19 protein-coding genes are annotated in these 19,728 nt (G+C 73.0%); 6 read left to right on the top strand and 13 right to left on the bottom strand.

Features of this window, described 5'->3' with window-relative positions; translation table 11 throughout:
* Positions 1 to 56: 56 nt before the first annotated feature.
* Entirely contained in the window at positions 57 to 1,049 is a 993-nt protein-coding gene (locus HFV08_RS18870) for an EamA family transporter (RefSeq protein ID WP_376770661.1), read from the bottom strand.
* A 219-nt stretch (positions 1,050 to 1,268) separates the two neighbouring features.
* Here HFV08_RS18870 and HFV08_RS18865 point away from each other — a divergent pair, with 219 nt between their 5' ends.
* Positions 1,269 to 1,649, top strand: coding sequence for a VOC family protein (locus tag HFV08_RS18865; protein WP_168540908.1), 381 nt, complete (start codon positions 1,269 to 1,271; stop codon positions 1,647 to 1,649).
* A gap of 37 nt (positions 1,650 to 1,686) precedes the next feature.
* Here HFV08_RS18865 and tgmC read toward each other — a convergent pair whose 3' ends face one another.
* The 7 genes from tgmC to HFV08_RS18830 all read right to left on the bottom strand — a co-directional run bounded on the left by tgmC (position 1,687) and on the right by HFV08_RS18830 (position 8,835).
* Positions 1,687 to 2,829 (bottom strand): ATP-grasp peptide maturase system methyltransferase, encoded by a 1,143-nt coding sequence (gene tgmC / locus HFV08_RS18860; RefSeq protein ID WP_168540907.1) that lies wholly within the window; start codon positions 2,827 to 2,829, stop codon positions 1,687 to 1,689.
* On the bottom strand, positions 2,826 to 3,788 hold the full coding sequence (tgmB, locus tag HFV08_RS18855; protein ID WP_168540906.1) for an ATP-grasp ribosomal peptide maturase: 963 nt from the start codon (positions 3,786 to 3,788) through the stop codon (positions 2,826 to 2,828). Before tgmB ends, tgmC begins: the two co-directional genes overlap by 4 nt.
* Complete coding sequence (gene tgmA, locus HFV08_RS18850) at positions 3,788 to 4,060, bottom strand: putative ATP-grasp-modified RiPP (RefSeq protein ID WP_168540905.1); 273 nt, start codon at positions 4,058 to 4,060, stop codon at positions 3,788 to 3,790. The genes tgmB and tgmA overlap by 1 nt, the downstream gene beginning before the upstream one ends.
* Before the next feature lie 121 nt (positions 4,061 to 4,181).
* Positions 4,182 to 5,024 carry a helix-turn-helix domain-containing protein gene (locus tag HFV08_RS18845; protein ID WP_168540904.1) on the bottom strand — a complete coding sequence of 281 codons (843 nt, stop codon included), beginning with the start codon at positions 5,022 to 5,024 and terminating at the stop codon, positions 4,182 to 4,184.
* Positions 5,014 to 5,538: a DUF6879 family protein gene (locus HFV08_RS18840; RefSeq protein ID WP_168540903.1), complete on the bottom strand. Its 525-nt coding sequence runs from the start codon at positions 5,536 to 5,538 to the stop codon at positions 5,014 to 5,016. Before HFV08_RS18840 ends, HFV08_RS18845 begins: the two co-directional genes overlap by 11 nt.
* On the bottom strand, positions 5,522 to 5,728 hold the full coding sequence (locus HFV08_RS18835) for a hypothetical protein (protein WP_168540902.1): 207 nt from the start codon (positions 5,726 to 5,728) through the stop codon (positions 5,522 to 5,524). The genes HFV08_RS18840 and HFV08_RS18835 overlap by 17 nt, the downstream gene beginning before the upstream one ends.
* Before the next feature lie 170 nt (positions 5,729 to 5,898).
* On the bottom strand, positions 5,899 to 8,835 hold the full coding sequence (locus tag HFV08_RS18830) for an FAD-binding and (Fe-S)-binding domain-containing protein (RefSeq protein ID WP_168540901.1): 2,937 nt from the start codon (positions 8,833 to 8,835) through the stop codon (positions 5,899 to 5,901).
* A 169-nt stretch (positions 8,836 to 9,004) separates the two neighbouring features.
* On the opposite strand from HFV08_RS18830, the gene serC reads away from it, so the two are divergent.
* Together serC and HFV08_RS18820 are read left to right on the top strand one after the other, a co-directional pair.
* Positions 9,005 to 10,123 carry a phosphoserine transaminase gene (gene serC, locus HFV08_RS18825; protein WP_168540900.1) on the top strand — a complete coding sequence of 373 codons (1,119 nt, stop codon included), beginning with the start codon at positions 9,005 to 9,007 and terminating at the stop codon, positions 10,121 to 10,123.
* Positions 10,124 to 10,272: 149 nt separating this feature from the next.
* Positions 10,273 to 10,734, top strand: coding sequence for a PPOX class F420-dependent oxidoreductase (locus HFV08_RS18820; RefSeq protein WP_168540899.1), 462 nt, complete (start codon positions 10,273 to 10,275; stop codon positions 10,732 to 10,734).
* Between the two features lie 91 nt (positions 10,735 to 10,825).
* Here HFV08_RS18820 and HFV08_RS18815 read toward each other — a convergent pair whose 3' ends face one another.
* Together HFV08_RS18815 and HFV08_RS18810 are read right to left on the bottom strand one after the other, a co-directional pair.
* Positions 10,826 to 13,195, bottom strand: a complete 2,370-nt coding sequence (locus HFV08_RS18815; protein ID WP_168541015.1) for an FHA domain-containing protein — start codon at positions 13,193 to 13,195, stop codon at positions 10,826 to 10,828.
* A gap of 119 nt (positions 13,196 to 13,314) precedes the next feature.
* Positions 13,315 to 14,310 carry a YncE family protein gene (locus HFV08_RS18810; RefSeq protein WP_168540898.1) on the bottom strand — a complete coding sequence of 332 codons (996 nt, stop codon included), beginning with the start codon at positions 14,308 to 14,310 and terminating at the stop codon, positions 13,315 to 13,317.
* A gap of 179 nt (positions 14,311 to 14,489) precedes the next feature.
* Between HFV08_RS18810 and HFV08_RS18805 the strand changes: the two genes are divergently transcribed.
* The 3 genes from HFV08_RS18805 to HFV08_RS18795 all read left to right on the top strand — a co-directional run bounded on the left by HFV08_RS18805 (position 14,490) and on the right by HFV08_RS18795 (position 16,999).
* Positions 14,490 to 15,182 (top strand): GDSL-type esterase/lipase family protein, encoded by a 693-nt coding sequence (locus HFV08_RS18805; RefSeq protein ID WP_168540897.1) that lies wholly within the window; start codon positions 14,490 to 14,492, stop codon positions 15,180 to 15,182.
* A 157-nt stretch (positions 15,183 to 15,339) separates the two neighbouring features.
* Positions 15,340 to 15,930, top strand: coding sequence for a Uma2 family endonuclease (locus HFV08_RS18800; RefSeq protein WP_168540896.1), 591 nt, complete (start codon positions 15,340 to 15,342; stop codon positions 15,928 to 15,930).
* A gap of 79 nt (positions 15,931 to 16,009) precedes the next feature.
* The gene (locus HFV08_RS18795; protein ID WP_168540895.1) at positions 16,010 to 16,999 is read left to right on the top strand and encodes an aldo/keto reductase; all 990 of its coding nucleotides are present in this window, start codon (positions 16,010 to 16,012) and stop codon (positions 16,997 to 16,999) included.
* Positions 17,000 to 17,244: 245 nt separating this feature from the next.
* On the opposite strand, the gene thpR is transcribed toward HFV08_RS18795, so the two are convergent.
* Genes thpR through HFV08_RS18780 form a run of 3 tightly spaced genes read right to left on the bottom strand, consistent with a single transcriptional unit; the run spans position 17,245 to position 19,578 of the window.
* A complete protein-coding gene (gene thpR, locus HFV08_RS18790) occupies positions 17,245 to 17,799 on the bottom strand; it encodes an RNA 2',3'-cyclic phosphodiesterase (protein ID WP_168540894.1) in 555 nt (184 codons plus the stop codon).
* 13 nt (positions 17,800 to 17,812) lie between these two features.
* A complete protein-coding gene (locus HFV08_RS18785) occupies positions 17,813 to 19,153 on the bottom strand; it encodes an MFS transporter (protein WP_168540893.1) in 1,341 nt (446 codons plus the stop codon).
* Positions 19,154 to 19,200: 47 nt separating this feature from the next.
* Positions 19,201 to 19,578, bottom strand: coding sequence for a MarR family winged helix-turn-helix transcriptional regulator (locus tag HFV08_RS18780; RefSeq protein WP_210430509.1), 378 nt, complete (start codon positions 19,576 to 19,578; stop codon positions 19,201 to 19,203).
* Between the last annotated feature and the right edge of the window lie 150 nt (positions 19,579 to 19,728).

Genomic DNA, 19,728 nt, shown 5'->3' with positions numbered 1-19,728 from the left:
AGCGTGCTTGTATTGTTTTTACGGGGCGGCCCGGACGCCCCGGGATCCGGGTGGGCTCAGGCCCCGGCCGCCTCGGTACGCCCGCCGCCCGCAGCCTTCGTATGGCTGCGCACCGCGCCCATGCTCGCCGCGATGACCAGGCCGATGGCGAGCGTCTCGGAGAGGCTGAGCGCCTGGCCGAGGACGAGGAGCCCGGCGAGGGCGGCGATCGCCGGTTCGAGGCTCATCAGGATCGCGAAGGAGGCGGCCGGGAGGGTGCGCAGGGCGAGCAGTTCCAGGGTGTACGGGAGTACGGAGGAGAGCACCGCCACGGCCGCCGCGAGGCCCAGCGTCGCCGGGACCGCGAGCCGGGAGCCCGCGTCCGCGAGCCCGACCGGGAGCATGAGCAGCGCGGCGACCACCATGGCGAGCGCGAGCCCGTCGGCCTGCGGGAACCGGCGGCCGGTACGGGCGCTGAAGACGATGTACGCCGCCCACATGGCACCGGCACCCAGCGCGAAGGCGGCCCCGGCCGGGTCGAGGCGGTCGAAGCCCCCGCCGCCGAGGAGGAAGACCCCGGCGAGGGCGAGCAGCGCCCACAGCAGATTGAGCAGCCGCCGGGAGCTGAGCACGGAGAGGGTGAGCGGGCCGAGCACCTCCAGGGTGACCGCCGGGCCGATCGGCATCCGCGCGAGGGACTGGTAGAAGAGCGCGTTCATCGCGGCCATCACCGCGCCGAAGACCAGCACGGTGCCCCAGTCCGCCCGGGAGTGCCCGCGCAGCGCCGGACGGCAGACCACCATCAGCACCAGCGCCGCGAAGCCCAACCGCAGCGAGACCACGCCGAGCGCCCCCGCCCGCGGCATCAGCGTCACCGCGAGCGCCCCACCGAACTGCACCGAGATCCCCCCGGCCAGCACCAGCCCGACCGGCGCGAGCGCCACCCGCCCCGCCGCCGGCCCCGGGGACACCGCCGCGGCCGACTCCGGCTGCCCCACGGTCGCCTCCGCGAGCACCGGGGCCTCGGCCGGGCTGGCGGGGGACGGCTGCCGGTCGGCGGAGGCGTTCACGGGCGGGGCCTTTCTGGGCGATGACGGCGGTGGGGGCGGTCACCGCCATGGCAGCCATGGCAGTGACGTACAGGAGCAAGAGGAAAGGTTACACATGACCGGTCCATCATGCTGAACTCAATAGTTCAGGACAGTGGACGATCTTGAAGGTTCGGGGTGCCCGGGGCAGACCCCGAAATCCGCTGGACACCCCTCCCCCGCCCTCGGATAGTGCGCCGCATGACCTCTCTCGTACGCCATGTCACCGTCGACTGCTCCGACGCCTACCACCTGGCCCGGTTCTGGGCCGCCGCGCTCGGCGGCACCCTCGCCGAGGACGACTTCCCGGGGGATCCGGAGGCCTCGGTCACCGCGCCCGGGGCCTCGCTGCTCTTCGTCACCTCACCGGACGCCAAGACCGTGAAGAACCGCGTCCACTTCGACCTCCAGCCCCAGGACCGCACCCGCGACGAGGAGGTCACCCGCCTCCTCGGCCTCGGCGCCACCCCGGTCGCCGACCACCGCCGGCCCGACGGCACCGGCTGGGTCACCCTCGCCGACCCGGAGGGCAACGAGTTCTGCGTGGAACGGAGCGGGGAGGAGCGGGCGGGGGTGGTGTGAGGGGGTGGGGCGGCCCCTCGGCCGGGACTGCCGTACGTCAGATCGGCAGGTCCCAGCCGGGCCCGTCCTCGGTGCCGAGCCACACCCGCTGCCCCGCGGCCGAGACCGTGATGCCGAATGCTTCCTGGTGGGGTTCGCCGGCTTCCTGCCAGAGCCGCACTGCCCGCTCCACGCGATCCCACAGGCGCACGGGCCCGCGCTGCGTGACCCTCCACCCTCCGTTGGTGTCGGGCGCCGTCCGGGCCTGTGAACCGGTGGACACGTCCCAGAGGATCTGCTCGGCTCCGGCTCCCATGCGCTCGGCCGCGGGTGCCGCGAGCTGGGCGACCCAACCGCCGGTCCAGTCGCCGAGCTTCGCGGGGTCGATCCGGCTCGGGCGCTCCTCGCCGGGCAGCAGGGCCAGTGCCGGGCGGGGCGGCTGGTCGTGGGGGCGGGCGATCATGAAGCTGGTGCAGCCGGGCAGGAACCGGCCCGTGGCCCGTCCGGGGCCGGTGACCTCGACCAGCGCGAGGGCGTTGGCATGGCTCCACCCGGAGAGGGTGACCAGGATCCTCCCGCCCGGCCTCACCTGGTGCAGCCACGGGAGCGGGAGGTACCGGACCGCACAGGTGGCGATGAGCCGGTCGTACGGCCTGCCCTCCGGATCGCCGCGCAGCCCGTCACCGATGATCAGCCGGGGCGCGAACCCGGCGGCCTCGAGCGCCGCAGCCGCGGCGCCGCCCACCACCGGGTCGTACTCGATGCTGCTCAGGTCGGCGTCCCCGAATCGGTGCGCGCCGAGGGCGGTCGAGTAGCCCGTGCCCGTGCCGATCTCCAGCACGCGGTGTCCGGCCTCGGCGCCGAGCTGGTGCCACATACGCAACACCAGCGAGGGCAGGGTGGACGATGACGTCGGGGAGCCGGGCACGGTCCCCTCGGTCACGTCCTCGGGCCTGGTCCGGCCGTCGAGTTGAGTGATCAGCGTGGTGTCGGAGTAGATCCCCTCCAGCCAGCCGGGCTCGCCCTCACGGACGGGGCGGTAGCGGGTGGGGATGCTGCCCGCCACCGCCGTGAAGTAGGCACCGGTGAACAGTTCGCGAGGCACCGCCCTGACCGCGCTGCTCCACTGGTCATCCGCGAGGGCGCCGTCCTCGGTGAGTCGGTCCGCGAGGACGGCGCGGAGCCGGGTCGCCGTGCTCACGAGTCGGTGCCTTCTTCCAGTCGGTCAGCGAGGGCGAGGGCGACGGCAGTGGTGGTCTCGGCGGGCTGCCACGCCCACTGGCCGTTCGGGTTGCACTCGAGGAAGTACCACTCCCCGGAGGCGGTGACGGCGAAGTCGAACGCACCGTAGATCAGCCGGAGTTCGGCGAGGTACGCCGCGACCGCGCAGGCGACCGGCTCCGGCACCTCGACCGGTGTGCAGGTCATCAGATCCTGACGGTGGCGCCAGTCGAGAGCGGGGCTGTCGATCCGGATCCCGAACAGCCGGTCGCCGACGGCGGTCACCCGCGCGTCGAAAGCCTTGTCCACCTTCGCCTGGAACAGGTGGGGGCACGCGGACACGGCCTCGGTGATCTCGACCGCGTGCACCTCCCGGACCCACACGCTGTGCGGCTGGCCGTCGATGCGGTAGCGCGTGTTCCACAGGGGCTTGTAGACCGCTCCGCCCTGGTGCGACGCGACGAACGCACGCGCCTCTTCCGGGTGATCGGTGATCACCGTGGAAGGCACCAGGAATCCGCAGCCTTGCGCGGCGGACAGCTGCCACGGCTTGAACTCGGCAGCCCGGTTGCTCCACGGGTGGTTGACGTAGAGCGCTCCGGGCAGGGAGGCGAGGATGCCCCCCGCACCCCACAACGCCTGCTCCGAGGCGAACCGGCGGTCCTGACCGCGCAGCCCGGGTGGCCCTTCGTAAGGCGAGGGCCTGCGCACCCAGACCGATCGAACCCGGGTGATGTCGAGTTCCCGGCTTGCCGTACGGAGCCTGCCCCGCTGCTCGCCCGACCGGTACATGGCGGTCAGCGAGGCACCCGTGTGCAGGTCGGCGCCGGGGTCGAGGCGGACCACGGGGACCCGGCGTGCGAGGAGAAGCCGTAACACCACGTCGGCTGTCACGTCGTGGGGGTTGGTCAGCACCAGCACGGACCTGCGGTCGCCCATCAGTCGGAGCCCTGGTCCTGGTCGTAGGACTCGGTGCTGTCCGCGTCGGTCGCGCCGCCCGGACCGGCCCCGTCACCGGGGCTGGTCGCCGTGGGCGTCAGACCGCTCGTGCTGGTGCCGTGACCGCCCAGTTCGACCGTCCGCCCGTGCCGGTCCACGATCAGCGCGATCTGCGTACGGGGGTCGATCACGGGCAGGTGCTGCGGAACCGTGGAGGTGGCCGCATACGGCCCCATCCGCCGCGTGCCCCACGGTGCGTGCGTCTGAGGCACCTGTTCCGCGCCTCCGTCTCCTGCGGTCTCGGTCTCCGTCGGCGCCACTGCCATGCTGTCCCCGCCTCCCGGCTCGTGAGTACGGGGAAATGATTCCTCGAACCGGCCCCGACTCGGCCTTTTATGGGTGCTGTCGGGTAAAGATCATGGACCATTCGGAGAGCAACTCCCGACACTCCTCGCCCCACACCGCGTATCCCTCGTATCTGTCGAAGTCATCTCGGTAAGCGTTCACGTCTCGGTGGTCCCGCAGCACCAAAGCTCCCGTACCCGTCTCCACGGTGGCCAGGCGCCGGTCGTAGACCGTGAAGGTGTTCAAGGGCCTTTCCGGGATGTGGCCGACGAGAGGGAGAACACCCAGGCGGACCTGGGGCAGCCGGGAAACCGACACCAACCGGTCCAGCTGCATGGCCATCGCAAGCGGCGGGAGAAGAGGCCACCTGACAGCCTGCTCGGTCAGGATGAACGTGAACGACTTCGCGGATTCAAGGAGGACGTTCTGCCGTTCAAGCTTCTTGGCGATGGTCTTGGACTGGTCACCGGAAACATCGGCGATGCTCGCCCGCACATAATCGGGTGTGGCCAGGAGGCCGGTGATCATGGAAAGCAGAAAGAAGCGGAACTCTTCGGTCGCCGCCTCCAGACGGGCCAACTCGTTCTGCTTCTTGTCCAGTCCTCTGCGGCGCGACGCCCAATGGTCCTGCCACTCGGTGTGCGCGGAGCGCGCGAGCGACAGGATGTCGGCAGCCGGCGGCCCCCCGGAGCCCAGGGCTTCGAGGATCAGCTCGACATCGACCAAGGCGGGGGTCGACTTCCCGCTTTCGATGGTGCTCACCTTGGTCTGACTCATATTGCAGCGCTTGGCGAGCCGGACTTGGGTCCACCCGGCCCGCTTGCGCTCCCGCTTCAACGCTGCCGCTAGGTCCGACCTGGAATGACCTAGGGCTCCGGGGTCAAAGGTCAAGGCCCTTCACGTACTCCTCGAAGGAAACCGACTCGCTCACCGCGATCCTCTGGTATTCGAGGAACGGTGCGACCTCACCGGCCCATGCCTCCCGGCTGATCTGCCGGCCGTCGGCGTGGTAATTCATGAGGACCACTTCGGAACGGTCGAACATCCAGAAGTCCTGTGCCCCCTCAAGGGGATTGGGGCGGTTCGTGACATCGAGAATGCGGATCTGCTCGCCGGCCAGGGCGTGCGGCCGGTAGTAGTGATGGAACTCGAACCGCAGATAGTCGGAGAGGGGGCGGGTCAGCACATGGACCCTGCCCTGCATCCGCCCCGCTGCGGCTTGCCTGCGCAGCCGGTCCGTGTACTCGTTCGACACGGCTGCCGGATCGATGCGAGCGCCGTCCCTGAAGGACGCGAATTCCTCCGCCTCCTGGGGCATGAGGTACTGCGGCAGGGTCTCCAGGCGCCAGGCTTCCCGCTGGAATCCCGCAAAGCGAGCAGCCCACTCCTCACCAGCCAAGAGCACGAACGGCCTCCCTCAACGTCTCCTCCGGAATTTCCACAAGCCCTTCCCCGTCGGGCGCCTTGAAGGCATGGGACACGTCACCCTGGACCAGAAATGATCCCGCCGCGGTCCGGTAGACGTTCGGGCAGTCGTCCTTGCCGCACGTGCCGTTCCCGTTGCCGGTGAGCCGGGTCAGTTCCTCACGAGACATGACTGCGAACCCCCTCGGCGGCCCCCTGCGGGCCGGACGCCATGACGGTACGAGCGGGGCGCCCAGGCCGTCCATGCGGGAGCGCCCGTATTCGCGTCATCGCATAAAACGCACCGGAGAGCGGCCCATCCGGCTCAACTCCCCAGCCACCATTGTCAGGTGACACCCCCTCACACCCCCGCCGATCCCCCCACCTCCCCCAACCCCTCCGCCAGTACCTCCGCCAGATGCCGGCCCTCCACCCCGCCCAGCTGGTCGAGTTGGGTGCGGCAGGAGAAGCCGTCTGCGAGGAGGACGGTGTCGGGGGGTGACTGGCGTACGGAGGGCAGGAGTTGTTCCTCGGCGCAGGCGCGGGAGACGTCCTCGTGGCCGCGTTCGAAGCCGAAGTTTCCGGCGAGGCCGCAGCAGCCGCCGCTCAACTCGCCGGTGAGTCCGGCGCGTTCGCGCAGGCGGCGTTCGGCGGCGTCGCCGAGGACGGCGTGCTGGTGGCAGTGGGTCTGCCCGGCCACCGGGCGGTCGAGCCGGGGCGGGCGCCAGCCGGGGGCGTACTGCTCCAGGGCCTGGGCGAAGGTGAGGACGGAGTCGGCGAGGGTGCGGGCGCGGGGGTCCTCGCCGAGGAGTTCGACGAGGTCGGTGCGGAGGGCGGCGGCGCAGCTCGGTTCGAGGACGACGACGGGGGCGCCGGTCTGCAGATAGGGCTCCATCCGGTCCAGGGTGCGGCGCAACACGGCGCGGGCGCCGTCGAGTTGGCCGGTGGAGACATAGGTGAGTCCGCAGCAGACCTTCTCCGGGACCAGGCATTCGAGGCCCGCGTCCCGCAGCACCTCCACGGCCGCGCGGCCGACCTGGGGCGAGAGGTGGTCGGTGAAGGTGTCGGGCCACAGGATCACCGTCCGCCCGGCCTGGAGCCGCCGCACCGCACCGCCCCGGCGCCCGCCCGAGGCCCGCCGCAGCCCGCGCCGCCACCAGCGGGTGAAGGTCTCGGCGGGCAGTACCGGCAGGGCGCGTTCGGCGGAGATGCCGCCGAGGCGTTTGGCGAGGGCGGCGAACGGGCCCACCGCGGCCAGGGCGTTGACCGGGCGGGTCAGGCGCAGCCCGTGGACCAGGCGCAGCCAGCGCGGCAGCCTGCCGAGGGCGTAGTGCGCGGCGGGGCGCAGGCGGCCCTCGTAGTGGTGGTGCAGGAACTCGGCCTTGTAGGTGGCCATGTCGACGCCGACCGGGCAGTCGGAGCGGCAGCCCTTGCAGGACAGGCAGAGGTCGAGGGCGTCGCGTACCTCGGTGGAGCGCCAGCCGTCGGTGATGACCTCGCCCGCGAGCATCTCGTGCAGCAGCCGGGCCCGGCCGCGGGTGGAGTGCTCCTCCTCGCCGGTGGCCCGGAAGGAGGGGCACATGACCCCCGAATCGGCCGTGTCCGTACGGCACTTGGCGACGCCCACGCAGCGGCGGACGGCGGCCGAGAAGTCGCCGTTGTCGTGCGGATAGCCGAAGGCGACGTCGACCGGGCGGCGCGGGAGCACGTCGAAGCGGAGGTTGCTGTCGAGGGGCGCGGGGCGTACCAGCATTCCCGGGTTGAGCAGATCGGCCGGATCCCAGAGGGACTTGGTGCGCTCGAAGAGGCGTACCAGGTGCGGGCCGTACATGGTGGGCAGGAGTTCGGCGCGGGCCTGGCCGTCGCCGTGCTCGCCGGAGAGCGAACCGCCGTGCGCCACCACGACTTTGGCGAGTTCCTCGGAGAACAGCCGGAAGCTGCGCACTCCCTGATGGCTCATCAGATCGAAGTCGATCCGGACGTGGATGCAGCCGTCGCCGAAGTGCCCGTACGGAGTGCCGCGCAGCCCGTGCTCGGCGAGCAGGGCGCGGAAGTCGCGCAGATAGGCGGCGAGCCGGGCGGGCGGCACCGCGCAGTCCTCCCAGCCGGGCCAGGCCTCCCCGCCGCCCGCGCTCTCGGGCAGCCGGGTGGCGGTGCCGCTGGCGTCCTCCCGGATCCGCCACAGGGCGCGCTGCCCGGCCGGGTCGGAGACCACAAGGGAGTGCGGGGTGCCGGCGGCGCGCACCAGGCGTTCGGCGTGGGCGCGGGCCTCGGCCGGGCTCTCGCCGCCGACCTCCACGAAGAGCCAGGCCCCGCCGCGCGGCAGACCGGTGGTGCCCGGCGGGACCAGGTCGGCGGCCATGCCCTCGACGGTCATCGGCCCGTACGGCAGCAGCGCGGGCGCCGCCTCGGCGGCGTCGGACTCGTCGGGGTAGCCGAGGACGGCGAGCACCCGGGCGGCGGGCGGCCGGACCAGGGCGACCTCGGCCTCGGTGAGGACGCCGAGGGTGCCCTCGCTGCCGCAGAAGGCGCGGGCGAGGTCGGTGCCGTTCTCCGGCAGCATGGCGTCCAGGGCGTAGCCGGAGATGCGGCGCGGCAGCTCGGGGAAACCGGTGCGCAGCAGGGCGAGTTCGCCCTCGACCAGTTCGCGCAGCCCGGCCGGGGCGTCCGTCCAGCCCTGGGCGAGGCGCCTGGCGCGGCCGTCGGAGCCGAGCACGTCGAGGCGGCGCACGCTGTCCGCGGTGGTGCCCCAGGCCACCGAGTGGGAGCCGCAGGAGTTGTTGCCGATCATGCCGCCGAGGGTGCAGCGGGAGTGGGTGGAGGGATCGGGGCCGAAGCGCAGCCCGTGCGGGGCGGCGGCCTCCTGGAGGCGGTCCAGGACCACCCCGGGCTGGACGAGGGCGGTGCCCGCCTCGGGGTCCACGGCGAGGATGCGGTTCATGTGCCGGGTGAAGTCGAGGACCACGCCGGTGCCGGTGGCCTGCCCGGCGATCGAGGTGCCGCCGCCGCGCGGGACGACGGGCACCTGCTCCTCGCGGCAGACCGCGAGGACGGCGGCGACGTCCTCGGCGTCCACGGGGGCGACGACGGCGAGCGGCACCCGCCGGTAGTTGGAGGCGTCCATGGTGTGCAGGGCGCGTGCGGTGGCGTCGAGGGCGACCTCGCCGCGGACCGAGGCGCGCAGCCGGGCGCCGAGCACGTCCCGGCCGGCCGGCTGCCGGGCGCTCTTCGCCTCCGGGTCGTCCGCTCCGCCCGCCGGGGCCTGTCCGCCGAGTGCCTCTACCTCGCGATCGGTCATGCCTTCAGGATGCCCGCTCGCCAAACCTTCTCCCGTCCCCTGCGCCACCCGCGTCCCGTCCGGCACATCCGCGACCGGGCACCGGGGAGTGACCGGCCACCGCCCGGCCGCCGTCTCATCGGGCGGACAGCGCGGTGGACAGGGCCGCCGGAGCGTCTAGGCTCGGCCCGTGGCTGAGATCCGGATTCCCTCTGACATCAAGCCCGCGGACGGTCGATTCGGCGCGGGTCCCTCCAAGGTGCGGACGGAGGCCGTGGACGCGCTCGCCGCGACCGGCACCTCCCTGCTCGGCACCTCGCACCGCCAGCCCCCGGTGAAGAAACTGGTCGGCCGGGTCCGCGAGGGCGTACGCGCGCTCTTCTCACTGCCCGAGGGGTACGAGGTCGTCCTCGGCAACGGCGGCTCCACCGCCTTCTGGGACATCGCGACCCACGGGCTCATCGAGAACAAGTCGCAGCACCTCACCTTCGGCGAGTTCTCCTCCAAGTTCGCGAAGGCGGCGAAGCTCGCGCCCTGGCTGGCCGAGCCCACCGTGATCGCCGCCGACCCGGGCTCGCACCCGGAGCCCCGGGCCGAGGCGGGCACCGACGTCTACGCCCTCACCCACAACGAGACCTCCACCGGTGTGGCCGCCCCCGTCCAGCGGGTCGCGGGCGCCGACGAGGGCGCGCTGGTGCTGGTCGACGCGACCTCCGGCGCGGGCGGGCTGCCGGTCGACATCGCCGAGTCGGACGTCTACTACTTCGCGCCGCAGAAGTCCTTCGCCGCCGACGGCGGGCTGTGGATCGCCGCCTTCTCCCCGGCCGCGCTGGAACGCGCCGAGCGGGTGCACGCCTCCGGGCGGCATGTGCCGGAGTTCTTCAGCCTGCCCACGGCGATCGACAACTCCCGCAAGGACCAGACGTACAACACCCCGGCGCTCGCCACCCTCTTCCTGCTCGCCGAGCAGCTGGACTGGATCAACGGCCAGGGCGGTCTGGACTGGGCGGTCCGCCGCACCGCCACCAGCTCCCGGACGCTGTACGGCTGGGCCGAGGAGAGCAAGCACGCCACCCCCTTCGTCACCGACCCGGCGAAGCGCTCGCAGGTCATCGGCACCATCGACTTCAACGAGGACGTCGACGCCGCCGCGGTCGCCAAGGTGCTGCGCGCCAACGGCATCGTGGACACCGAGCCGTACCGCAAGCTGGGCCGCAACCAGCTGCGGATCGCGATGTTCCCGGCCGTCGAGCCCGCCGACGTGGAGGCGCTGACCCGCTGCATCGACCACGTCATCGCCCAGCTCTGAGCCGGTGCCGCGCCCCCGCCGAGCGGCGGAGGTGACGGCCCCCGCGACGGGGTGCCCGGGATCCTCCGGGCACCCCGTCGGCGCGTTACGGCCCGGCCGGTCGGTGCGTACGGCTTCCGCTGGGGCGCCCCGGGTGGCCTCATAGGGGCATGAAGAAACCCGCGATCCCGGAACTGGCCCGATTCGTACGCCAGTACACCGTGCTGCTCACCACGTACAAGAAGGACGGCACGGGCGTCGGCACCCCCGTCAACCTCGCGGTCGACGGCGACCACGCGTACTTCCGTACGTACGGCAGGGCCTGGAAGGTCCGCCGGATGCGGCGCGAGGCGCGGGTGGAGATCGCGCCCTGCACCTTCCGCGGGGCGCCGACCGGGGCCGCGGTGGGCGCCCGGGTGCGGCTGCTCGACCAGGGCGGCGAGGAGGACCGGCACGCGAAGCGGCTCCTGGTGCGCAAGCACCCGGTGGTGCACGGGGTGCTGGTGCCGCTGGTGCACCGCCTGGTCAAGCGGGACCGGACCCTCCAGTACGAGCTGCGGCTGACCGGCCCCGACGAGGCGCACGGCGGCGAGGGACCGCCGGTGAGCCAGGCCCCGGGTGCGGACGGCTGAGCGACGGGTGAGCTAGGGGTGGGGGCGGACGGCCGAGGCGCGCCCCCCGCGGGCCCGGTCGCGCGCCGGGCCCGCCTCTCCGCCCCGGCGGCTACTCCCGCATGACCTCCGGCTCATGGCGCCGCAGCAGATGGGCGACCAGGCGGCCGAGGAGGAGGCTGAGGACGAGCATCATGCCCATGTCGAGCAGCCAGACCGGGGCCGAGTGCCGCATCAGCGGGTCGGCCGTGATGTCGCCGGGGACGAGCGCGCCCAGGCCGACGGTGCCCGCCATGGCGCCGAGCGCCCACCGGGACGGCGCCAGCCAGGCCACCTGCTCCAGGCCCGGCACCCCGTCGAGGACCAGCAGCGCCCCGCAGAAGACCACCTGCACCAGGGCGAGCAGCACCAGGAGCGGCATGGTGACCTCCTCCTTGCGCACCAGCGCCGAGACCAGCAGCCCGAGCATCATCGAGGTGAAGGCGAGCAGCGCCACCGCGAGGGTGATCTCCAGGAGCGGCGGCAGCAGCACCCCGCTGCCGTCCGGGGCGTTCAGGTCCACGCCGAAGAGCGCCACCATGGTGAGGACCACCGCCTGCACCACGCTGACCGCCCCGAGCACCAGGACCTTGGACATCAGATACGCGGATCGGGACAGGCCGACGGCTCTCTCCCGCTGGTAGATCACCCGTTCCTTGACCAGTTCGCGCACCGCGTTGGCGGCCCCGGTCAGGACCGCGCCCACGCACAGGATCAGCAGGGCGTTCAGCGCCGAGTCCCGGTTCAGGCCGCTGCCCGCGAGGGCGTGCGCCATCGCCCCGGTCACGAAGGGCAGCACGACCATGATCACCAGGAAGGTGCGGTCCGAACTCAGCGCGGCGGCATAGCGCCGGACCAGGGTGCGCAGCTGCCCGCCCCAGCTCTGCGCGGTGGGCGGGGCGACCGGCCCGGGCGGCGGCTGGGCGGGGCGCCGCGGCTGCCGAGACTCCCCGCGCACATAGCGGCGGTGGAGCGGGGAGGCGCGGAAGAGCCCCGCCCAGTCGCGGTCCCGGTCCCGCTCGAAGGCCTCGAAGGCCTCCGGCCAGTCGGTGTGCCCGAAGTGGTCCAGGGCCTCGCCGGGCGGGCCGTAGTAGGCGAGCCGTCCGCCGGGGGCGAGCACGAGGAGGCGGTCGCAGAGGTCCAGGCTGAGCACGCTGTGGGTGACCACGACGACGGTGCGGCCGTCGTCGGCGAGGGCCCGCAGGGTCCCCATCACCGAGCGGTCCATGCCCGGGTCCAGGCCCGAGGTCGGCTCGTCCAGGAAGAGCAGCGAGGGCTTGGTGAGCAGCTCCAGGGCGACGCTGACCCGCTTGCGCTGGCCGCCGGAGAGCGCGTGGATGTGCTGGTCCACCCGCTCCTGGAGGCCGAGTTCGCGGACCACCTCGTCCACCCGGGCCCGGCGCTCGGCCTTGGCGGTGTCCTCGGGGAAGCGCAGCCGGGCCGCGTAGCCGAGCGCGCGGCCGACGGTGAGCTGGGTGTGCAGGATGTCGTCCTGCGGGACCAGGCCGATGCGCTGGCGCAGTTCGGCGTAGTCGCGGTAGAGGTCGCGGCCGTCGTAGAGGACGGTGCCCTGATCGGCGGGGCGCAGCCCGGTCAGCGCGTTGAGCAGGGTCGACTTGCCCGCGCCGCTCGGCCCGACCACGGCGAGCAGGGTGCGCTCCCCGACCGGGAAGGAGATCGCGTCGAGCAGCGTGCGGCGCCCCTTGTCGACGTGTACGGAGAGATCCTGGACGTCCAGCGAGACCTCGCCGGTGTCCACGTACTCCTGGAGTTCCTCGCCGACCAGGACGAAGGCGGAGTGCCCGATGCCGACGAGGTCACCGGGGAGCACCGGGGCGCTGCCGGTGAGCCGCCGCCCGCCCAGATAGGTGCCGTTGTGGCTGCCGAGGTCGGCGATCCGCCAGCCGCCGGGGCCCGCGCGCAGTTCGGCGTGGTGCCGGGAGACGGCGAGGTCGTCGACGCGCAGGTCGTTGTCCGGGGCGCGGCCGATCCGGGTGCGGCGCGCGGTGGGCAGCGGGCGCACCGTGCTCGGCCGCCGGAAGGTGCGGGTGCCGCCGGGGCGGGCCACGGCGGCCGGTTCCGCGGCCCCCTCCGGCGGCAGGCCCCGGAGCACCGCGCAGGGCCCGTCGGCGGGGCTGCCGAAGCGGATCACGCTGCCCGGCCCGACCGGGGTGCGCCGCACCCGCCGCCCCTCGGTGTACGTGCCGTTGGTGCTCCGCGCGTCCTCGACCAGCCAGCGGCCCCGGGCGGGCCGCAGCACCGCGTGGTGCCAGGACACCCGGGAGTCGTCGAGCACCAGGTCGCTGCGGGGGTCCCGGCCCACCCGGTAGCTGCGCCGCGGGCTCATCACCCGCGCCTCGCCGCCGGACTCGACGAGCAGCTCCGGCGCGGTCGGGGGATCCGGCGGCCCGTCCTCCCCGGGCCCACCCGGCTCACCTGACATACCTGGCATACGTGGATGTTATGGCCGTACGGGATGCTCGGCACCCGCGCCGAGGAAGGCGGGACCGCGTGGGGGCCGGGCCTCGGCGGCGGCGCTCTCCGCACCCGCCGCCGGTGCGCTCAGCGGCGGCGGGCGAAGAGCCGCTTCAGGCCGAAGACCGCGGCGAGCGCGACCGCCATCACCAGCGCGCCCTTCTTCCAGTCGCCCTCGAAGCCCGCGCCGCTGCCCGCATCCCCGCCGGTGGCGCTGCCGTCCTGGGAGGGGCCCTTGCCGCCGTCCCGGGCCCGCAGCTGCCGCGCGGTGACCCGGCTCCCGTCCCCCTCGCTGCCGTACATCAGCGCCGAGCCGTCGGCGGCGTACGTGAGGGACTCGCCCTGCGGCTGCATCGGGACGCTCAGCCTGCCCTGCCGCTTGGGCCTGCCGTCGTTCCAGGCGAAGCTCGCGCCGCCGAAGTAGCTGCGCAGGGCGAGCCACTTGCCGTCCGGCGAGAAGGCGCCGTCGGTGACCCACATGCCCGTGTCCGCGACCCGCCGGAAGACGTTGGTGCCGCCGGTGGAGAGCGTCTTCGGCGCCGCCCAGAGCGAGCCGCCCTCCTCCTTCTTGTCGGCGATGTAGACCCGGCCGGTCTTCGGATGCACCATCAGCGCCTCGGCGTCCCGCGGCCCGTCCGCGTACTTCACCGTGTACTGGGTGGCCCGCACCGTCTGGTCGCGCAGCTCCTTCGGCTCGGGCAGCCGGTAGATCCAGACGTAGGGCCAGGTGCCGCCGCGGTTGTCGCCGATGTCGCCCACCCAGAGGGTGTTGCCGGGGCCCATCGAGATCGCCTCGACGTCGCGCGGGCTGCCGACGCCCTTCATGGTGACGGTGGCGACGGTCTTGCCGGTGCGCGAGTCCACCGCGTACAGGTAGGGGCCGTCGTCGCTGTCGTTGTGCGTCCAGTAGACGCCCGGGTGGGCCCGGCTGGCGGCCAGACCGCTGGACTCGGTGATCCGGGGGTCGGTGAGGGTGAAGCTCGCCGCGCCGCCGCCGTCCGCACGGGCGGGGGTGACGGCGAACGAGACCGGGACAAGGGCCGCAAGGGCACCGGCTGCCAGCGGCAGCGAACGCACACGCATGCCGCACAGCCTGCCATCCCGGACGCCGGACACCGCCGCGATGCCCGGCGCGTGGCCATCGTCACAGGCGGCCCCCGGACGGGCCGGGCTCGCGGGGACCGCGGCGCCCCGTGGTGGGCCTGCTCACAGTCGGCGGGAGGACGGTCCCCGGCGGGCCGCGGTTCCGGGATGATGAGCCGATGCTCAGGTTCATGTTCGTCGGTGACTCGATGACGATCGGCAGCGCGGGCGAGTACACCTGGCGCTACCGCATGTGGCAGCACTTGTGCGCGAGCCTCGGCGGCCCCTTCCAGATCGTCGGCCCCCGCGAGACCCTCTACGACAAGGCCGCGGGGGAGGCCGTCTCCGCCGACTACGCCGACCCGGACTTCCCCGCCCGCCACCGCCGCCACCTCGCGGGCTGGGGCGAGGGCTGGCTGCACATGGCCCCCGTCATCGAGGAGCACGTCGCCGCCGCCCGCGCCGACATCCTGCTCGTCTCCCTCGGCCTGATCGACCTCGGCTTCTACACCAATGCCGAGCAGACCGCCGAGAACGTGCACCGCTTCCTCGCCGGCGCCCGCGCCGCCAACCGCCGCCTGCGCTGCGTCCTGATGCCGGTCATCCCCAACATCCGCGCCGGGCACGACGCCCCCTTCGCCGCCGAGGTCGCCCACTTCAACGTCCTCCTCGCCAAGGCCGTCGCCGACCTCGCGGCCCCGCCCTCCCCCCTCCTCCTCGCCTCCCCGCCGGCCGACTACGACCTCCACCTCGACACCTACGACGGCACCCACCCCAGCGAGTCCGGCGAACACAAACTCGCCGCCGCCTTCGCCGAGTCACTGCACCAGGGGTGGGGGATCGGGGAGGAGTACGCGGCGGAGCGGGCCTGACGCGGGCCGGCCCCGGGTGAGTACGGCGAGGAGCACACCACCGAAGGTTTCCGGACAACCGCACACCCGTACGGAACCCCCCGTGCCCCCGCCCCGGCCCACCTCGTTGAACCGTCCGGCTGCATGCACACACGCCGCAGCGGGGAGGAGCGCCACAATGACCGTCGTGGACAGCGACAGGATCAGCATGGCCGACAGCGACGACGAGCTGACTCTGGACAGGATGTTCGAGGTGCTCGAGAAGATGCCCGTCCCCGAAGGAACCAAGGTGGAAATCGTCGGGGGAAACATCTTCATGTCGCCGCAGCGGGACACCCACTGGGACATCATCGCCGACATCTTCGAGCAGCTGCGGACGAAGTATCCTCGGGCCCGCCTCAAGTCCGATGTGCGCGTCGACTACCCGGGACTGCTCAACGGCTTCGCCAGCGACGTCACCGTGATCGCGGAGGGCGCGGTGAAGACAGCGGCCGGACGCTGGCGGCACCAGGATGTCGAGTGCGTGGTCGAGGTCGTCTCGCAGAGCACGGCGCGGAACGACTACGGGCCGAAGAAGGCCGTGTACGCGCTGGCCGAGGTGCCGGTGTATCTGATCGTCGACCCCTACCAGGCCCGCTGCCATCTCTTCACCTCCCCCAAGGGCGAGGAGTACGCGACCGAGACCCGGGCGCCGTTCGGTGACGTACTCGACCTGAGCCGGACCCCGGTCGGACTCGTGCTCAGGACGGACGAGTTCCCGCGGGACTGACCCCGGGCCGCCCCGCCCCCCACTCGCCCGCCCTGCCGCCCTTGCCTAGAGCGCACTCCAGCGCGTTGGCTGGGTTGCCATGAAGTACACGCAGCTTGGACGCACGGGACTCAAGGTCAGCCGCCTCGTTCTCGGCACGATGAACTTCGGGCCGCAGACGGACGAGGCGACCAGTCACACGATCATGGACGCGGCGCACGCCGCGGGGGTCAACTACTTCGACACCGCCAATGTGTACGGCTGGGGCGAGAACAAGGGCCGTACCGAGGAGATCCTCGGGACCTGGTTCGCCCAGGGCGGCGGACGGCGCGACAAGACGGTGCTCGCCACCAAGGTCTACGGGAACATGGGCGCCGGCGGCGAGGTCTGGCCCAACCACGACAAGCTCTCCGCGGTGAACATCCGCCGGGCGGTGGACGCCAGCCTCAAGCGGCTCCAGACCGACTACATCGACGTCTACCAGTTCCACCACGTGGACCGGAAGACACCCTTCGAGGAGATCTGGCAGGCCGTCGAGGTCCTGATCCAGCAGGGCAAGATCCTCTACGCCGGATCCTCCAACTTCCCCGGCTACAAGATCGCCCAGGCCAACGAGGCCGCCGCCCGCGCCGGGCGCCTCGGCCTGGTCAGCGAGCAGTGCCTCTACAACCTCGCCGAGCGCCGCGCCGAGATGGAGGTCATCCCCGCCGCCGAGGAGTACGGACTCGGCGTCATCCCCTGGTCCCCGCTGCACGGCGGGCTGCTCGGCGGGGTGATCCGCAAGGAGTCCGAGGGCGGCCGCCGCGCCTCCGGCCGCAGCGCCGACGCGCTCGCCAACACGGCGGTACGGGAGCAGGTGCAGGCCTACGAGGACCTGCTCGCCAAGCACGGTCTGGAACCGGGCGAGGCGGCGCTCGCCTGGCTGCTCACCCGCCCGGGGGTCACCGGCCCCATCGTCGGCCCGCGCACCGCGGACCAGCTCGCCTCCGCCCTGCGTGCGGTCGAGTTGGAGCTCTCGGCGGAGGTCCTCGACGGCCTGGAGGGGATCTTCCCGGGTCCGGGTCCCTCCCCGGAGGCCTTCGCCTGGTGATCCCGGCGGCCTCCGCCCGGTGATCGCCGGGCGGTCGCCCGGTCAGGCACTGCCCGGCCGGGCGACCACCCGGCGGGGCACTGCCCGGCCGGGCCGGTCCCTCGCGGGCCGGTCCGGCCGGCGGCCTGCTCGGCTGCCGCCCGTACTCAGCGCCCGGCTGCGGCGGCGACCGCCACCACGGCGAACATCAGGACGAGCACACCGGCCATGATCTGGTTGCGGGTCTTGGGATTCACCCTCCGAGACTAACCTGCGCCCCTCAGGGGCCAGCCCGCGACCTTCTCGTACCGCGGCGGGCCGGCGCGGTCCGGCCCGCCCCCGAGGTTGCTGCGGACCAGGGCCAGCTCCCCGGCCCGCCACCCGGCGCCCTCGAAGGCGTCGAGCACGGAGACGTACGGGGCCAGGTCGGCGGGGCCGCGGCCGCGGGCCAGGGTCAGATGGGGCCGGTAGGTGCGGTCGGCGTCGCCGGGGGCGGCAGCCCGGGACCGCTCGGCGAGGCGGCCGAGGGCGGTCAGGTCGCCCGCCACCCCGGCCCACAGCGCGCGGGAGCCGAAGCGGCCGCCGCCGCGCAGGGCCAGCGGGAAGTCCGCCTCCCCGGCCGCCGCGAGGGCGAGGCCCGCCGAGAGCGCGGGCAGCTCCTCCTCGGCGGTCTCCCCGTAGAAGGCGAGGGTGAGGTGCCAGCCCTCCCGGTCGGTCCAGCGCAGCGCCTCGGCGCCCGGCAGCGCGCGCAGGCGGGCCACGGCGCGGGCGAGTTCGTCCACCGCGGCGGGCGGCGGGAGGACGGCGGCGAAGAGTCTCATCCGGTGCCGCCCCTCAGGCCACCGCCGCGAGTTCCTCGCGCGGCACGAAGCGCACGTCCGGGTGGCCCCGGTTCCAGCGCACCGACAGGCGCAGCCCGCCCGCCCTGGCGAGGGCGAAGGCGACCGCGGTGGCGGCGAGCACGGCGACGACTCCGCCCGCGGCGAAGCCGAGCCGGGCGCCGTAGGTGTCGGTGACCCAGCCGATGAGCGGGGCACCGAAGGGCGTACCGCCGGTGAAGACCATCATGAACAGGCTCATCACCCGGCCGCGCATGGCGGGGTCGACGGCCATCTGGACCGAGGAGTTCGCGGTGACGTTGACCGTGAGGCCGCACATGCCGACCGGCACGAGCAGCGCCGCGAAGAGCCAGAACGTGGGCGCGAGCGCGGTCACGATCTCCAGGGCGCCGAAGGCCGCGGCGGCGAAGATCAGCAGCCGCAGCCTGCTGGTGCCGCGGCGGGCGGCGAGCAGGGCACCGGCCAGGGAGCCCGCGGCCATCAGGGTGTTGAGCATGCCGTAGGTGCCGGCGCCCGCGTGGAAGACGTCGTCGGCGAAGGCGGAGAGCCAGATCGGGAAGTTGAAGGCGAAGGTGCCGATGAACCCGATGAGGACGATCGGCCAGAGCAGCTCGGGACGCCCCGCGACATAGCGCAGCCCCTCGCGCAGCTGGCCCTTGCCGCGCGGGGTGCGGGCCACCGGGTGCAGCTCGGCGGTGCGTATCAGGAGCAGGGAGGCGATCGGGGCGAGGAAGGAGAGGCCGTTGGCGAGGAAGGCGTACCCCGAGCCGACGGCGGTGATGGTGACGCCCGCGACGGCGGGGCCGACCAGCCGGGCGGACTGGAAGTTGGCCGAGTTCAGGCTGACCGCGTTGGCGAGCTGGCCGGGGCCGACCATCTCCGAGACGAAGGTCTGGCGGGCCGGGTTGTCCAGGACGGTGGCGAGTCCGAGGAGGAAGGCGGTCAGATACACATGCCACACCTGGACATGGCCGCTGAGGGTGAGCACGGCGAGGGCGAGGCCGGTCAGGCCCATCGCGGACTGGGTGACGAGCAGCAGCGCGCGCTTGGGCAGCCGGTCGACGAGCACACCGCCGTACAGGCCGAAGAGGAGCATCGGCAGGAACTGGAGCGCCGTGGTGATGCCCACGGCGGCGGAGGAGCCGGTGAGGCTGAGCACCAGCCAGTCCTGGGCGATGCGCTGCATCCAGGTGCCGGTGTTGGAGATGACCTGCCCGGTGAAGAAGAGCCGGTAGTTGCGGACCTTCAGCGAGCTGAAGGTGTTCTTCTCGCGGGCGGGCGAGGGGTCGTGGGTGGCTGGGACGGGGGCGGAGTCTGCTCCGGATCCCGTACTCAAGGCGGGGCCTCCTGGGCGGTCGGTCGGCGGGCGCGCGGCGCCCTCGGTCACAGGTGGGCGAGCTTCTCCAGCACGGGGGCGGCGGCGCGGATCTTCGCCCAGTCGTCCTCGTCGAGTTCCTCCGCGAGGCCGGAGAGCCAGGCGTTCCGCTTGCGGCGGCTCTGTTCCAGCATGGCCTCGGCCTGCTCGGTCTGCGTGACGAGCTTCTGGCGGCGGTCCTCGGGATGCGGCTCGAGACTGACCAGGCCCTTGGCCTCCAGGAGCGCCACGATGCGGGTCATCGAGGGCGGCTGGACGTGCTCCTTGCGCGCCAGCTCACCGGGGGTGGCCGAGCCGCAGCGGAAGAGGGTGCCGAGGACCGACATCTCGGTCGGGCTCAGCGACTCGTCCACCCGCTGGTGCTTCAGCCGTCGCGACAGCCGCATCACGGCGGAGCGCAGGGCGTTGACCGCGGCGATGTCCTCGGCGGCGTCCGGACGGAAGCCGCCCGCCGCGGTCCCCTCGGGGGAGGGGGGAGCCGCGGGAACAGCGGAACCCGCGGGAGCCCCGCCGGGAGGGGGGTGGCCTGCGCTCGG

The sequence above is a fragment of the Streptomyces physcomitrii genome, from assembly GCF_012273655.1.
Classification (GTDB): domain Bacteria; phylum Actinomycetota; class Actinomycetes; order Streptomycetales; family Streptomycetaceae; genus Streptomyces; species Streptomyces physcomitrii.
The sequence above is the reverse complement of the archived record's forward strand: the minus strand, read 5'-3'. Positions and strand labels throughout refer to the sequence as shown.

Bases quoted from the DNA above. Each gene is read 5' to 3' on its own strand.
- HFV08_RS18865 (WP_168540908.1), top strand. From the start codon at position 1,269: ATGACCTCTCTCGTACGCCATGTCACCGTCGACTGCTCCGACGCCTAC.
- tgmB (WP_168540906.1), bottom strand. From the start codon at position 3,788: ATGGGCGACCGCAGGTCCGTGCTGGTGCTGACCAACCCCCACGACGTG.
- HFV08_RS18835 (WP_168540902.1), bottom strand. From the start codon at position 5,728: ATGTCTCGTGAGGAACTGACCCGGCTCACCGGCAACGGGAACGGCACG.
- HFV08_RS18830 (WP_168540901.1), bottom strand. From the start codon at position 8,835: ATGACCGATCGCGAGGTAGAGGCACTCGGCGGACAGGCCCCGGCGGGC.
- HFV08_RS18820 (WP_168540899.1), top strand. From the start codon at position 10,273: ATGAAGAAACCCGCGATCCCGGAACTGGCCCGATTCGTACGCCAGTAC.
- HFV08_RS18815 (WP_168541015.1), bottom strand. From the start codon at position 13,195: ATGTCAGGTGAGCCGGGTGGGCCCGGGGAGGACGGGCCGCCGGATCCC.
- HFV08_RS18810 (WP_168540898.1), bottom strand. From the start codon at position 14,310: ATGCGTGTGCGTTCGCTGCCGCTGGCAGCCGGTGCCCTTGCGGCCCTT.
- HFV08_RS18805 (WP_168540897.1), top strand. From the start codon at position 14,490: ATGCTCAGGTTCATGTTCGTCGGTGACTCGATGACGATCGGCAGCGCG.
- HFV08_RS18800 (WP_168540896.1), top strand. From the start codon at position 15,340: ATGACCGTCGTGGACAGCGACAGGATCAGCATGGCCGACAGCGACGAC.
- HFV08_RS18795 (WP_168540895.1), top strand. From the start codon at position 16,010: ATGAAGTACACGCAGCTTGGACGCACGGGACTCAAGGTCAGCCGCCTC.
- thpR (WP_168540894.1), bottom strand. From the start codon at position 17,799: ATGAGACTCTTCGCCGCCGTCCTCCCGCCGCCCGCCGCGGTGGACGAA.
- HFV08_RS18780 (WP_210430509.1), bottom strand. From the start codon at position 19,578: ATGCGGCTGTCGCGACGGCTGAAGCACCAGCGGGTGGACGAGTCGCTG.